Consider the following 14,156-nt stretch of genomic DNA (forward strand, 5'->3'; position numbering starts at 1 on the left):
ACTGTTTCAGCCTGAGAGATCTTTTATAGCGGCTGAAACGGAACGGATCATTATTTTCAGTGCTGACTGCGGCCTAATCCTGCTTTTGGCTCAAATAGGCCAGCACCGTTTGGTGCCTCAGGTTTCTTTTGAGAAGTCCAGCTAAGCTCTTGATCAGTCTGGTCAAAAATTTTTAAAAGCCCTTTCTGAAATCATAGGGGGGCAAAATGCGGGCGTTCCAGATTTGTTTTGTTTAAAGTTTTAAATTATTTTTTTACATTTAATACTATAGCATATCAGGGGTTCTTAGACAACATAATATGAAAAAAATGTTGTTACTGAGTAAAAACACTTGACAAGGAAGAATAAGTATAATATAATGACAATATACTTTTTAAAAAAAGTTGTCACTAAAAAATGAGGCAGCATTCTTCTATAAAAGAAGTGTCTTTTTTTGAACTTAGTTATTATAAGGAGGAAATTTTTATGTTATGGTCAATTATTATCGGTGCTTTAATCGGTGTTGCGGCAGGAGCCCTTACTAAAGAAGGCGGCTCGATGGGCTGGATTGCTAATATCGCTGCGGGTCTGATTGGTTCAGCAGTCGGTCAGGCACTGTTTGGGACATGGGGCCCCAGCTTAGCCGGTATGGCTCTTATCCCTTCAATTTTAGGGGCAGTTATTGTCGTTGTTGTGGTATCATTTTTCCTAAATCGTGCGAGATAGGAGCTGCCAGATGAATAAAGCAGCAAAAACAGTTTTTATTTTGCTTGGTCTGCTTCTTTTTCTTCTATTAGGTGCTGGGGCTGCCAATCATGTCAGTATAGCCTCACTTCCTGATGAGATGGAAGGGATTGGGCGTTTCTTTAGGGTAGGTTCTGCTGCAGAAAGTGCTCTATCTCCCTATTTATTTTGGTTAGCTCTTATCTTTATGGGACTCATTTTGACTTTTATACTGATTATTGCTTTTTATCCAAGAACCTATACGGAAATCGAGCTGGCAGATGACCAGCCAGGAAAGCTAAATCTGAAAAAATCAGCTTTAGAAAGTTACGTACGGGCTATTGTTGAAGCAGAAGGGATAATGAAATCTCCTGCAGTATCAGCTAAGCTATATAAAAATAGCTTTAAAATCAGGATTTCAGGTAAGATTATTCCGCGTATTAATATCACAGAGAAGTTAGAACATCTAAAACAGGAAATCCGTACAGGATTGGATACTTTCTTCGGTATACAAAAGAAAATTAATTATCGGATTGAAGTCAGCCACATTGACAACAAGAGGCAGACAGCAGTTAATCGTGTAGAATAGGAGGACATATGGATTTGATACAACTCTTTAAACAGTACCGCTATCCTATTGCTGGCGGCCTGCTGGGACTGATACTTGCTCTTTTATTGGTAAGTTACGGTTTCTTGAAAACACTCATTATCCTAATTTTCATATCGGCAGGTATCTATGGTTCTGCCTACTTGAAAAAGACTGGGATACTAGATCATTTGAAATAGGAGAAGTATGATAGCAGGAATGAGATCTGACAGTTCAGGCAATACAATTAAAGGTGAACTGACATACGCCGATAAAGTGATTGAAAAAATAGTTGGTTTAGCGCTGGGATCAGTTGACGGTCTGCTTGCAGCCGACGGCGGCTTTTTAGCCAATGTCAAAGATAGGCTGCTGAATACAGATACTACAACAGACGGTATCCAGGTTGAGGTTGGTCAAAAACAGGTCGCAGTAGATTTAGCTATTATTGTCCAATACCAAAAACATGTTCCGACTGTTTTTCAGCATATTAAAACGGCTGTCGCAAAAGAAATCAAAGGAATGACCGGATTAGAAGTTGTGGAAGTCAATGTCAGTGTTGCTGATATTAAGACTCGGGAGCAGCATGAAGCTGACAAAGTCAGTCTGCAGGACCGCTTGACAGACACTGCCCAAACAACCGGAACATTTGTCGCAGAACAGTACCATAAGCTGGCAAAAGACACTAAATTAAGAGAGCGGGACAACAATCGGTAAATCGTCATAAGCTGACGATTTCGGTTTTGCCGTCCCGCCTCCGCACAGTTGTTTAGAAAGACCGCTGCCCCTTGCGCAGCAAGGGATAAGACCTTCTGATCAGCCGCTGTGTAAACTCATATGTTTAAAAAAGTAAAATGAGACAGGATTCTTGTCCTGGCCTCACAAGTGATACAGAAAGATGAAACTAAAACTATGGAAAAAGAAAAATACGATGCAAAAGTTAAACAAGCAAAGGGTTCTCTGCGGGAAGCAGCCGGCCGTCTGACAGGCGACAGGAAAAGGGAAGCCAAAGGAACAGCAGAGAAACTTTCAGGCAAGATTAAAGAAAAAGCAGCAGATGCTAAAGAAGCTGTCAAAAATGCATCAAATAAGGAAAGCCTATAAAAGGTTTAACAGCAAGAAAGAAATCAAAGGGGTGATTTTATGACAGAAACAGCAGTTACTGATCACACTATCCGGCAAACACATCAATCGTCAGATTTAAAAGGTGACATTATTTACAGTGATAAGGTCATTGAAAAAATTATTGGGAAATCGTTAAAAACCGTTTCAGGGCTTTTAGCTTTCAGCGGTGGGTTTTTCTCTGACTTAAAAAACAAGGTTGTAAACAGCGACGACATCACAGAAGGTGTGGATGTAGAAGTAGGGACTAAGCAAGTCGCTACCCATTTACGAATCGTTGTTGAATATGGCAGAGATATCCCAAAAATTGTTGAGCAAATTAAAAAGGTCGTTCAGCAGGAAGTGGCCAAGATGACACATTTAGATGTTATAGAAGTCAATGTAGAAGTCATCGATACCAGAACCTTGGACGAGTTTGAAGCAGCTTCAGTTACTGTTCAGGACCGAGTGACAGAAGCCGGAAAAACGACCGGCAGGTTTATTGAAGAGCAGGCTGTGAAAACAAAGCAAAACTTGTCAGAAAGCGCTGAGGAACCTGAGCCTTCTCACTAGCAGGGCAGTCTATAGTCTGTTCTTCTTGCCAGAGTTTTAAATCATATTTAATTCCAGCCAGATGAACGAAAAACAGATAAGAGAAAATAGGTTGATATGAAAACAAAGACTGCTAAAAAGAGCTTATTGATAAGCTTATTTCAACTCATAACAGTAGTCTTGCCCGCCCTCCGAGTTATTCGGGAGCTGATAAGAGACTATTATAAACCTACGAAAAATTAAAGGGGACAATATGGCAAAAAAATCACATAAAAAAGGTATGACCTTCTTTCAGGGAGTGTTAACTGCAGCTACTATAGCAGGTATTGCTTACAGTATAACCTCCAAAGAAGATCGACAGGCTTTATTTAATAAAGGCAAAAAATTATGGAAAAATATCCTGCCTGCTGATCAAGCACAATCAGAGACATCAGCTGGATCACATTCTGCACAGGAAGTTCTTGCGGGGATTGCGGCTTCTGCCGGCAGGGCTGTTAATGAAGTCTATGAAAAAGTGGGAAACAAGGATAAACAGAACCATTCTGCTGCCTTTGTTAACAATCAGTCAGATGATGATAAAGATGAGGGTGTATCAAGCGAGGATGCGAATCGGTAAAAGCCAAACATAAAAAAGAGGTCGGGGACAAATGTACTGTCCCTCCAAAAAGTTAGATAGAAAATCTAACAATTGGGGGGCAGTTCACCAGCCCAGCCTCTTATTTTTTGTCGGAACTGGTCTGTCAAGAAGCTGTAAGTCAGCATCGTTATATATTCAGCACTTAATCGTTTGTTGCTTCCGGCTTTACCTCAGGGAATCAGTCTGTTTCTGATTTTTTAAACTGGCTGCATAAGCATCCAGAACAATACGGGACAGAATGGCTAAAGGAAGACGTGAATGAACTTCAAAATCGGGGAAATAGGAGAGTTCGGACTTAAAACCAAAGAGCTGATAATCGGTGAGTTGTGCTAAAGAACCGGAAGGGTTGGCACTTATTAAAATAGATGTTATGTGGCTGCGCTGGCAGTTTTTAGCTGCATCTACAAGTGCGGCTGTTTCACCATTGAGTGAAATAAAAATAACCAAGTCTTCGGCTGTCAGCCGCTTGCTGACGGGTCGAATAATATTCGGATCTGTATGCAGTTCGCAGTATTTATGGCTTAACTGAAATTTAATCAGCATTTCCGAACCAGTCATTTCTGAAAAACCGCGAGCAAAAATCATAATTCTATGAGCCGTTTTGATAGCAGCAATCGCCTGTTCCAGCACATCTGCATCAATCATATTTAAAGTACGGATGACCTCCTGATAGTTTTTGATAATAGACTGTTTGGTATCAGCGGTCATGTGCTGATTATTGATGATATGGAGACTGTCTCGGCTGTTATTTTGAATTTCATGCTTAAAAGCTGAAAACCCTGCATAGCCTTTTTTCTTTAATGTTCGGGTAACAGAAGCGTTTGAGACACTCAATCGTTCACTTAATTCGGAAATGGTCAAATCAATCATTTGGTTGAAATGTTCATTAATATAATTCCAAATATACTCTTCAGTATCTGTCAGTCGATGTTGGTTCATAGTTCCTTCCTGAAAATCTGTTCACTATTACAGCGAAAGCTGAAAACGCATTCAATTTTAAAGTGTTAAGATAACTATACAAGATAAAATAGTGAATTGCAAGGCAGCAGCAAAGAAAACAGCCTGAAAATCTAATAAAAATGAAAAAGGCAGTATCATCAGTTATGGCGTTAACTAAATACTGGAGATGTCTGGGTGGCAGCGCCCTTTATGGTCTGGGGCTCGATCCTATATGACTGAAGGCTTTGTCGTCTTAACAGCCTATAGACAGATCTAAAGGATGGTTTAAAAACTAATCCTTAATTTTGTCGGTGTTTATGCACAAGACGCAGTAGCCTAGCGTCATTTTAGCCGCTTTTTCAAAGCTCTAAAATGTCTGCTAGACTTTGCGGGGGCGAGACATCGAACGTTATGGTCTGGGGTTCTGTCTCGCTCCCTAGTCATCTTGGCAGGGGTGCGTCTGCGAAATCAAAGATTTCGGACTTACCGCCTTTCATGCGGTTTTTATGGGTGCTGTGTTTTAGGAGGGGTAATGGGAATTTATACTTGTACAATGAATCCGGCAATTGATTTGTTTATCGAAACAGAGGATATGCAGGCATCAAAAGTTAACCGTACGGTATCGAATGAAATTCAAGCTAATGGGAAAGGTGTCAATGTTTCTTTGATTATGAAGCAGCTCGGCTTAGACAGCACAGCTTTAGGTTTTTCAGGGGGCTTTACAGGCCGTTATATCAGTGACTACTTAACTGAACAGAGGATAGCTAATCATTTTGTCGAAATAGCTGGTCTGACACGGATCAATGTTTTTACTAAGGTCAATGCCAGCAACCAAGAGTTTAAACTAGTCAATCAAGGCCCGACGGTCAGTTTGGAAGCTCAGGAATTGCTCCTTAATCAGGTGAAAAATCTAACCGAAAATGACTATTTGATCATTTCCGGCAGTCTGCCGAGGGGAGTGGACCCATCGATACTGGCAGCTATTGCGAAAATTTGTCAGGAAAAAGGTGTACAGGCTGTTTTTGATGTCAGTCATGCTGTCGTTTTGGACTGCCTTCAGTATCAGCCCTATCTTTTAAAACCGAATGAGGAAGAAATAGCAGAGTGGTTCGGCTTAGAGAAGCTGTCAAAAGAGCAGGCTCTATTGTATGCGAAAAAACTGATTCAACTGGGGGCAAAAAATATTTTGCTTTCTCTGGGAGCTGATGGGGCTATGTATATTGCAAAAGACTTATCTGCATGGAGCTGCAACGCTCCGGCAGGCAAAGTCGTAAATACTGCCTGTTCAGGAGACACTTTGCTGGGAAGTTTTTTAACAGGATTAATAAAAAAGCAGGATACAGCGGCTAACTTAGCACAAAGCGTTGCTGCAGGCTCATCAACTGCTTTTAGAAGCGGGCTTACTGATTTCAGTGATGTTAATGCTCTTCAAAGGCAAATTCAGGTCAAAAAAATGGAGGTTTAGAAATGTTAACATATAAACTTATTGCCGCGACAGGCTGTCCGACGGGTATTGCCCATACCTTTATGGCTCAGGAGGCTCTGGAAAAGGCAGCTAAACAGAAAGGTGTCAGTATAAAAGTAGAAACACACGGTCAAATCGGGGTTGAAAATGAATTAACGGCAGCAGAGATTGCTGCTGCAGATGCTGTTATTATTGCAGCGGATAAAGATGTTCAGGCTGAACGTTTCACGGGAAAACGTGTCATTTCTGTACCAGTGGCTGAGGGCATTAGAAATGCCGACCAGCTGATAGCGGACGCTTTAGCAGGAAAGGGCACTATTCAAGGCGGTGAAGCAGCAGCAAGGGCCGAAGAGCAAAATACTGCAACAGGCAAGGAAAGCATCGGCCACCAAATTTATAAACATTTAATGAACGGGGTATCACGTATGCTGCCCTTTGTCGTTGCCGGGGGTGTGCTGGTCGCCGTTTCCTTCTTGTTTGGAATTTATTCTTACGATCCGGAAAGCAGCCAGTACAATTGGTTTGCCGCTTTGCTCAATACAGATATTGGCGGCGTGGCTATGAATATGATGACTCCTGTTCTGGCAGCTTTTATTGCTGAATCTATTGCTAAGCGTTCCGGCTTTGTTGCTGGTATGGTCGGCGGTCTTATGGCCGTTAACGGCGGTTCAGGTTTCTTAGGCGGAATTATTGCCGGATTTGTTGCAGGTTATATCGTATTAGCCTTAGGAAAAGCTTTTGCATTTCTGCCTAAATCTTTGGATGGGCTGAAGGCAATCTTTCTTTATCCGGTTTTTGGGGTACTGTTTACCGGATTAATAATGGCTTTGATCAATGCACCTATGGCTTGGGTCAATGAAAGTCTTATGGCATGGCTGGCAGCATTTGAAAATGCTAATCCGCTGATATTAGGTATCATTATCGGCTGTATGTCAGCTTTTGATATGGGCGGACCGGTTAATAAAGCAGCTTATGTCACCGGAACAGCTTTACTTGCTCAGGGGAATACGACTTTTATGGCCGGTGTTTCGGCAGCCTGTATTGCTCCCCCTTTAATTACCTTCGTAGCAACAACAGTATTTAGAAAGTATTACAGTGAAGAAGACAGAAATGCGGGAATTGCCAATCTGATTCTAGGTTCCACTCATATTACAGAAGGGGCTATTCCTTTTGCTGCTAAAGATCCGCTCCGTATACTGCCGACTTTTATGCTGGGTTCATCGATTGCAGCGGTTCTGACCTATATGTGGAAGGTTCGAGTTCCAGCTCCGCACGGCGGCTTTCTCGTTCTGCCTGTGGTTACCCATGCCTTTTTGTGGGTGCTGGCTATTGGAATCGGATCGATTGTTGCTGGGATAATCATGGGCTTGATTGAAAAAAGCAAGGCAGATAAAGCAGCATCTGTCTAAAGTTAAAACTGCCTGTTTTTTATAGTGGCTTCCTGATTTTGCCACTCCCTTTAAGTTCAGGCAGATAGTATAAACAGGAGGAATTTATGGCTGTTAAAGAAGAAAAGAAACGCCGTCTGACTCAACTCAGTGATAGTAAGGGACTGATTTCTGCTCTGGCTTTTGATCAGCGCGGAGCCTTAAAAAAGATGATACAAAAATATCAGACCAAAGAAGTCAGTCCGCTCCAGATAACAGAACTAAAGAGTCTGGTTTCAGAAGAATTAACAGGCGCTGTATCAGCGATTTTACTGGATCCAGAATATGGTTTACCAGCAGCAAAAGCGCGTGCAGCAGCGGCTGGCTTGCTTTTAGCCTATGAGCAAACAGGCTACGGCGACACTGTAAGCCGTCTGCCTACCTGCCTTTCTAGTTGGTCGGTTAAACGCTTGAAAGAAGCTGGTGCTGCTGCAGTTAAATTTTTGCTTTACTACGATGCGGACGGCGATACTGCTGTTAATCAGCAGAAACAGGCCTATATTGAGCGTATAGGGGCAGAATGCCAAGCTGAGCAGCTGCCGTTCTTTCTGGAAATTCTGAGCTATGATGAAAAAATTTCTGACAAAGCAAGTCCGGAATTTGCTAAGCTCAAACCACAAAAAGTAAACGGAGCCATGGCTGTTTTTTCAAATCAGCGTTTCAATGTTGATATTCTTAAGGTTGAAGTGCCGCTCAATATGGACTATGTTGAGGGGTTTACATCTGGTCGTCTGGTAGTCTACAGCCGTCAAGAAGCTGTTCAGGCCTTCCGCGACCAAGAAGCTGCCGCTTCGCTTCCTTATATTTATCTAAGTGCCGGGGTATCTGCCCGCCGTTTCCAAGAAACACTGATTTTTGCTTATGAATCCGGAGCAAAATTTAGTGGTGTTCTGTGCGGCCGTGCCAGCTGGGGCGATGTGGTGCCGATCTATATAGAATCCGGGAAAGAAGCTGCCCGCCAGTGGCTGCAGAGCCAAGGCCGCAAAAATATTGACACTTTAAATACTGTCCTGCAGCAGACAGCCATTCCTTGGAAGGAAAAATGGACTTGAGAGCTGCTAGCCCCATCATATAAACTTTCTCGCGCCTTTTCATCTTTAGATTCGGCTTAAATCAATTGCCGGAGGCTTTTACCCCGCCTCTGAACAGTCGGTTAGAAATTTGTTTGCTAAAAGCTAAGTAAAGCGGGTCTAAGCTGAGTTCCTTTTCATTCAGGCTCAAATTCTTACTCGTTAAGCTTTAATAAATTGCACCTGTATTGCTTTAAAGACTGGGTTACTCCTTATAAAAAAGCCTTTTGCCGCCTAAAAATTTATTGGATTCGCTGTTTTCAGAATAACGATTTTATGGTAGAATATATTATTAAATATAATATTTTTTGGAGGCTTATATGATTTCATATGAAAAGGTTCGCCAAACTCTGCGGACACTGAATATTACAGTGCTTGTACTGGAATTTATTTCTGTTTTACTGGGGATTTTGAGCTTTATCGGGATTTTTACCCTTAGGGCTAATCTCGAGAATGAGGAAGTGACTTCTGCTTATACGGCAGAGCAGCTGGAAGCCTTAAGAGCCAGCATCACACCTTTCGCTATTTTTATTTCTGTGGTAACCTTTGTTATCAGTGTCGCTATCATTGTTCTTGTTTTTAGGAACTTATCTAAACAGAAAGATGGCGAGGAAATCAGCTATATTCCTTATTTCTTGGGAATGGGAGTAACTGTCTTTAACATTATTTACAGTTTTACCAGCGGTTTTAATATTTGGGGACTCCTTATTCAGGGAATTTTCCTTGCCTTATATGTTTATGCCTTTGTGGAAGCTCGGACGCTCAATGAAGGAAACACAACCGGCGATGCTTCATAATAGAAAAAATCATCCTAGGTTCTTAGGATGATTTTTTCTATAAGCTAGAAAGCATATGAGGAAAGCTGCTGGCAGAATAAAATTAACTTAACCGATAAGGGGTAGATATATTCATAAAGCGGCAGTTTAGAAGTTTTCAGACCTTAGATCTAAAAGCAATTCTGTTTTACCGGAAGTAAGCCCAGTCACAGTCACCCCTAAAAGCCGGATACCTGCAGAAGACTCTTCAAGACTGTTAAAAATTTCCTGTGCCTTGCCCTCAATTACCTCAAATTCAGCGGTGGGCTGTTCCAAAGTGGTGCGCTTGGTCAGTGTGGAAAAATCAGCGTAACGAACTTTGAGGACAATAATTCTGCCCACCTTTTTATTCTGTACCAGAGCATTAGCAACGCGTCTGGCATTTTTGGAAATTTCAGCCTTGATATCATTTTCCGCATACAAGAGTTTACCGTAAGTCCGTTCGCTGCCAACTGATTTCCGAATGCGATCGGGTTTTACGGGAGAATTGCTGATACCTCTTGCTTTTCGGTACAAATCATAACCAAAGCGGCCAAAGTGGTCGATCAGCGTCATTTCAGGAACTTTCAGCAGGTCCTCCCCCTTGTAAACGCCTAATTGATGCAGTTTTTTGACGGACTGCCTGCCAACTCCGTAAAATTTTTCAATTGGCAGCTGCGCTAAAAATTCCTGTGCCTGCTCTGGCATTATCAGGGTTAAACCGTGCGGTTTGTCAAAGTCAGAAGCCAGTTTAGCCAAAAATTTATTGTAAGAAACACCAGCAGAGCAGGTTAGATGGTGTTCATCCCAAATATCCTTTTGGATCAGTCTGGCGATTTTGACGGCGGATTTTATCCCTAACTTGTTGATGGTAACATCCAGATAAGCTTCATCAATTGAAAGCGGTTCGACTAAATCAGTATAGCGTTTAAAAATGTCTCGCAGCTGCCGTCCGATTTTTCGGTATTTACTGTAATTGCCCGAAATAAAGATAGCCTGCGGGCAGCGCTCATAAGCTTCTTTAGAAGACATAGCAGAGTGAATCCCAAATTTTCTGGCCTGATAATTGCAGGTGGAGACCACCCCGCGGCCTCCGGTCTGTCTGGGATCCGCGCCGATAATGACAGGCTTTCCCTGTAAGTCAGGATTATCCCGCTCTTCCACCGCAGCAAAAAAAGCATCCATATCAATATGGATAATTTTTCGCGATTGGTCATTAATCAGCGGAAAAATCAGCATAAATCCTCCATCACGATACAAAGCCCGTATAAAAATCCGTATGAAAATGACGGTAAGCCAGACATCACCGATTTCGCAGGCAGCACCTCTATCAAGACGGCAAAGGTGTTTAAGCCGTGTTCAGTTCAAGCAAGATACAAGGGCTGTTTGGGAAACGACTGTAAACACAAGGCCGACAGGCCCACAGATAAACAGACAAAATTTTAAATCAGGTTTCGTTTTGTTCGTATTTTAGGCCGTTATCAAGTGCTTTTTTATTATTATACTCTTTCTTCCTTTTTTCTGCCCACATAAAACATTTATACTACAGTTGGACTGAAATAGGAGAACTGTAGTATAAAAGAAAATGAATAGAAATAAGCATTTTGCTTTGGAAAACGTTTACTATATGGTAAACTATACTTGTAATTGTAACAGTAGGCTTATGTTACTAGATTAAGGAGAGAAATCTTATGGCAACTGTAAAAACAAACACAGATGTTTTTGAAAAAGCTTGGGACGGTTTCAAAGGCACTGACTGGAAAGAGAAAGCTAGTGTTTCTCGCTTTGTGCAGGCGAACTACACACCTTATGACGGAGATGAGAGCTTCTTGGCTGGTCCGACAGAACGCTCGCTCCACATCAAAAAGATTGTAGATGAAACCAAAGCAGGTTATGAAGCAGAAGGTCGTTTCCCAATGGATACCCGCCCAACATCAATTGCAGATATTGATGCTGGTTATATCGACAAGGACAATGAAGTTATTTTCGGTATTCAAAACGATGAGCTGTTCAAACTGAACTTCATGCCAAAAGGCGGTATCCGCATGGCAGAAACTGCTCTGAAAGAGCATGGCTATGAACCTGATCCAGCGGTACATGAAATCTTTACGAAATATGTTACAACTGTAAACGATGGTATTTTCCGTGCTTACACTTCTAACATTCGCCGTGCCCGTCACGCTCACACTGTGACAGGTTTGCCTGACGCTTATTCGCGCGGCCGTATTATCGGTGTTTATGCCCGTCTTGCTTTGTACGGTGCTGACTACCTGATGCAGGAAAAAGTCAATGACTGGAATGCTATCACTGAAATTGATGAAGAATCAATCCGTCTGCGTGAAGAAGTTAATCTGCAGTATCAGGCACTTGGCGAAGTGGTGAAACTCGGTGATTTGTATGGTGTAGATGTACGCCGTCCTGCTTACGATACTAAAGAAGCTATCCAATGGACTAATATTGCTTTCATGGCTGTATGCCGTGTTATCAATGGTGCAGCAACATCTCTCGGACGTGTGCCGATTGTACTTGATGTCTATGCAGAACGCGACCTTGCCCGCGGAACTTATACTGAAAGTGAAATCCAAGAATTCGTTGATGATTTCGTTATGAAACTCCGTACAGTGAAATTCGCTCGTACTAAAGCTTACGACGAACTTTATTCAGGGGACCCAACTTTCATCACAACTTCTATGGCTGGTATGGGTGCAGACGGACGCCACCGTGTCACTAAAATGGACTACCGTTTCTTGAATACGCTCGACAATATCGGCAACTCACCAGAACCAAACCTGACTGTTCTTTGGACAGACAAACTGCCTTACGCTTTCCGCCGCTACTGTATGTCAATGTCACACAAACACTCTTCTATCCAATATGAAGGTGTGACAACAATGGCTAAAGACGGTTACGGTGAAATGTCATGTATTTCATGCTGTGTATCACCGCTCGACCCAGAAAATGAAGAACAACGCCATAATATCCAGTACTTCGGTGCCCGCGTTAACGTTCTTAAAGCTCTCTTAACCGGACTCAACGGTGGTTACGATGATGTTCACAAAGACTATAAGGTCTTTGATATCGATCCTGTTACAGATGATGTGCTTGATTTTGATACTGTTAAAGCTAACTTTGAAAAATCACTGGACTGGTTGACAGATACTTACGTAGATGCACTGAATATCATTCACTACATGACTGATAAGTACAACTATGAAGCTGTTCAAATGGCCTTCCTGCCAACACGTCAGCGTGCTAATATGGGATTTGGTATCTGCGGCTTTGCCAATACAGTTGATACTCTGTCAGCAATTAAATACGCAACGGTTAAACCAATCCGTGATGAAGACGGCTATATCTACGACTATGAAACAACCGGCGATTATCCGCGTTGGGGTGAAGATGACCCTCGTTCAAATGAATTGGCAGAATGGCTGATTGAAGCTTACACAACTCGTCTGCGCAGCCACAAACTGTATAAAGACGCAGAAGCGACTGTCTCTCTTTTGACAATCACATCAAATGTTGCTTACTCTAAGCAAACTGGTAACTCACCGGTTCACAAAGGTGTTTACTTGAATGAAGACGGTTCAGTGAACTTGTCTAAACTTGAGTTCTTCTCACCAGGTGCTAATCCGTCTAACAAAGCTCGCGGCGGCTGGCTGCAAAACCTGAATTCTCTGGCTAGTCTGGACTTCTCATATGCAGCAGACGGTATTTCGCTCACCACTCAAGTTTCTCCGCGTGCTCTTGGTAAAACACGTGATGAACAAGTGGATAACTTGGTCACTATTCTTGACGGTTACTTTGAAAACGGCGGACAGCATGTTAACTTGAACGTTATGGACCTTAAAGATGTCTATGACAAGATTATGAGCGGTGAAGATGTTATTGTTCGTATCTCCGGTTACTGTGTCAACACTAAATATTTGACTCCGGAACAAAAAACTGAACTGACGCAGCGTGTCTTCCACGAAGTGCTTTCAATGGATGATGCCGCTGAAGCTGTATCAGGAAACTAAAGAGTAAGAAGAGTGCGGGGGGAATCGCGATTTTGAAAGAATTGCTTTTCCCGCTCTTCTATCTCTAAGTCGGATTCGGATAGGCGGCTGTAACTTGTACGGCAGAGGAAGAATACCATCCGCAATTCAAATAAGCGAAGCTGAGATGCAGTGTCTCAGCTTCGCTTTTTGCTTGCCTGAGAAGCCTCGAAAGACAGCAACTGTGCCATTTCTGTCTGCTTGGTTTATTAGTGGAGTTTCTGTTATAATAAACTTATGAAAATTAAACAAACCAGAGATACTCTTTCACAAACTTATCATGACGCTGTCCGCATTCGACAGCTTGTTTTTGTACAGGGACAGGGGGTGCCGCGCAGTATTGAAATTGATAAAGATGAGGCCTATTGTTTACATTTTGTTCTTTATGACGATGCTGGTGAAGCTGCAGCTACCTGCCGTATTTTGCCCAGTGAAGACCTTGCTCAGGCAGTTTTGCAGCGTATGGCAGTGCTGCCCGCTTATCGCGGACAGAATTTGGGACAGCAACTGTTAGAACATGTTTTAAGCTTTTGTCAGCAGCAGCGTTTCCGCAAACTGTCTCTTCATGCCCAACTTACAGCAGAAGGTTTTTACAGTAAGATGGGCTTTAACACGGTCGGGAGCGTTTTTGAAGAGGCCGGGATTCGTCATATTACAATGGAAATGGCGCTGTAATCAGATTTAGAAACGTCCTTAGCTTCGGAGAAACTGACTTTAGAGTTCATTTTTTAACTATTTTGCCCTGCTTTTTGTTGGTTCTAAGCTTGGTCTTTTTTTGTATAGCCAAAGACCTTTTTGAAAAGGGGTGACTTTTTTTAGAAAAAATGCTAGACTAATGAAATACTAAAA

Annotated in this window: 15 protein-coding genes; 13 read left to right on the forward strand and 2 right to left on the reverse strand. The window is 42.3% G+C overall.

The window, feature by feature from the left end; translation table 11 throughout:
* The first annotated feature begins 465 nt into the window (after window positions 1-465).
* The 7 genes from DDV21_RS02060 to DDV21_RS02090 all read left to right on the forward strand — a co-directional run bounded on the left by DDV21_RS02060 (window position 466) and on the right by DDV21_RS02090 (window position 3,554).
* Window positions 466-705, forward strand: a complete 240-nt coding sequence (locus DDV21_RS02060) for a GlsB/YeaQ/YmgE family stress response membrane protein (RefSeq protein WP_116877474.1) — start codon at window positions 466-468, stop codon at window positions 703-705.
* Between the two features lie 10 nt (window positions 706-715).
* Window positions 716-1,291 (forward strand): alkaline shock response membrane anchor protein AmaP, encoded by a 576-nt coding sequence (gene amaP, locus DDV21_RS02065; protein ID WP_116877473.1) that lies wholly within the window; start codon window positions 716-718, stop codon window positions 1,289-1,291.
* A gap of 8 nt (window positions 1,292-1,299) precedes the next feature.
* On the forward strand, window positions 1,300-1,488 hold the full coding sequence (locus tag DDV21_RS02070; protein ID WP_116877472.1) for a DUF2273 domain-containing protein: 189 nt from the start codon (window positions 1,300-1,302) through the stop codon (window positions 1,486-1,488).
* Between the two features lie 7 nt (window positions 1,489-1,495).
* Window positions 1,496-2,002, forward strand: coding sequence for an Asp23/Gls24 family envelope stress response protein (locus tag DDV21_RS02075; protein WP_116877471.1), 507 nt, complete (start codon window positions 1,496-1,498; stop codon window positions 2,000-2,002).
* A gap of 195 nt (window positions 2,003-2,197) precedes the next feature.
* Entirely contained in the window at window positions 2,198-2,389 is a 192-nt protein-coding gene (locus tag DDV21_RS02080; protein WP_116877521.1) for a CsbD family protein, read from the forward strand.
* A gap of 39 nt (window positions 2,390-2,428) precedes the next feature.
* On the forward strand, window positions 2,429-2,959 hold the full coding sequence (locus DDV21_RS02085; protein WP_116877470.1) for an Asp23/Gls24 family envelope stress response protein: 531 nt from the start codon (window positions 2,429-2,431) through the stop codon (window positions 2,957-2,959).
* 232 nt (window positions 2,960-3,191) lie between these two features.
* Complete coding sequence (locus tag DDV21_RS02090; protein WP_116877469.1) at window positions 3,192-3,554, forward strand: hypothetical protein; 363 nt, start codon at window positions 3,192-3,194, stop codon at window positions 3,552-3,554.
* 186 nt (window positions 3,555-3,740) lie between these two features.
* On the opposite strand, the gene DDV21_RS02095 is transcribed toward DDV21_RS02090, so the two are convergent.
* Window positions 3,741-4,514, reverse strand: a complete 774-nt coding sequence (locus DDV21_RS02095) for a MurR/RpiR family transcriptional regulator (RefSeq protein ID WP_116877468.1) — start codon at window positions 4,512-4,514, stop codon at window positions 3,741-3,743.
* 532 nt (window positions 4,515-5,046) lie between these two features.
* Between DDV21_RS02095 and pfkB the strand changes: the two genes are divergently transcribed.
* From pfkB to DDV21_RS02115, 4 genes are all read left to right on the forward strand, one after another.
* Entirely contained in the window at window positions 5,047-5,979 is a 933-nt protein-coding gene (pfkB, locus tag DDV21_RS02100; protein WP_116877467.1) for a 1-phosphofructokinase, read from the forward strand.
* A 2-nt stretch (window positions 5,980-5,981) separates the two neighbouring features.
* On the forward strand, window positions 5,982-7,388 hold the full coding sequence (locus tag DDV21_RS02105; protein WP_116877466.1) for a PTS fructose transporter subunit IIC: 1,407 nt from the start codon (window positions 5,982-5,984) through the stop codon (window positions 7,386-7,388).
* A gap of 86 nt (window positions 7,389-7,474) precedes the next feature.
* Entirely contained in the window at window positions 7,475-8,458 is a 984-nt protein-coding gene (gene lacD, locus DDV21_RS02110; protein ID WP_116877465.1) for a tagatose-bisphosphate aldolase, read from the forward strand.
* Window positions 8,459-8,796: 338 nt separating this feature from the next.
* Window positions 8,797-9,273: a hypothetical protein gene (locus tag DDV21_RS02115; RefSeq protein WP_116877464.1), complete on the forward strand. Its 477-nt coding sequence runs from the start codon at window positions 8,797-8,799 to the stop codon at window positions 9,271-9,273.
* 126 nt (window positions 9,274-9,399) lie between these two features.
* Here DDV21_RS02115 and dinB read toward each other — a convergent pair whose 3' ends face one another.
* Window positions 9,400-10,509, reverse strand: coding sequence for a DNA polymerase IV (gene dinB, locus DDV21_RS02120; protein ID WP_116877463.1), 1,110 nt, complete (start codon window positions 10,507-10,509; stop codon window positions 9,400-9,402).
* Between the two features lie 452 nt (window positions 10,510-10,961).
* Here dinB and pflB point away from each other — a divergent pair, with 452 nt between their 5' ends.
* The gene (gene pflB, locus DDV21_RS02125) at window positions 10,962-13,289 is read left to right on the forward strand and encodes a formate C-acetyltransferase (RefSeq protein ID WP_116877462.1); all 2,328 of its coding nucleotides are present in this window, start codon (window positions 10,962-10,964) and stop codon (window positions 13,287-13,289) included.
* Between the two features lie 255 nt (window positions 13,290-13,544).
* A complete protein-coding gene (locus DDV21_RS02130) occupies window positions 13,545-13,982 on the forward strand; it encodes a GNAT family N-acetyltransferase (protein ID WP_116877461.1) in 438 nt (145 codons plus the stop codon).
* Window positions 13,983-14,156: the final 174 nt, after the last annotated feature.

Origin of the sequence: Streptococcus chenjunshii (assembly GCF_003086355.1) — a bacterium.
In the GTDB taxonomy this organism is placed as follows: domain Bacteria; phylum Bacillota; class Bacilli; order Lactobacillales; family Streptococcaceae; genus Streptococcus; species Streptococcus chenjunshii.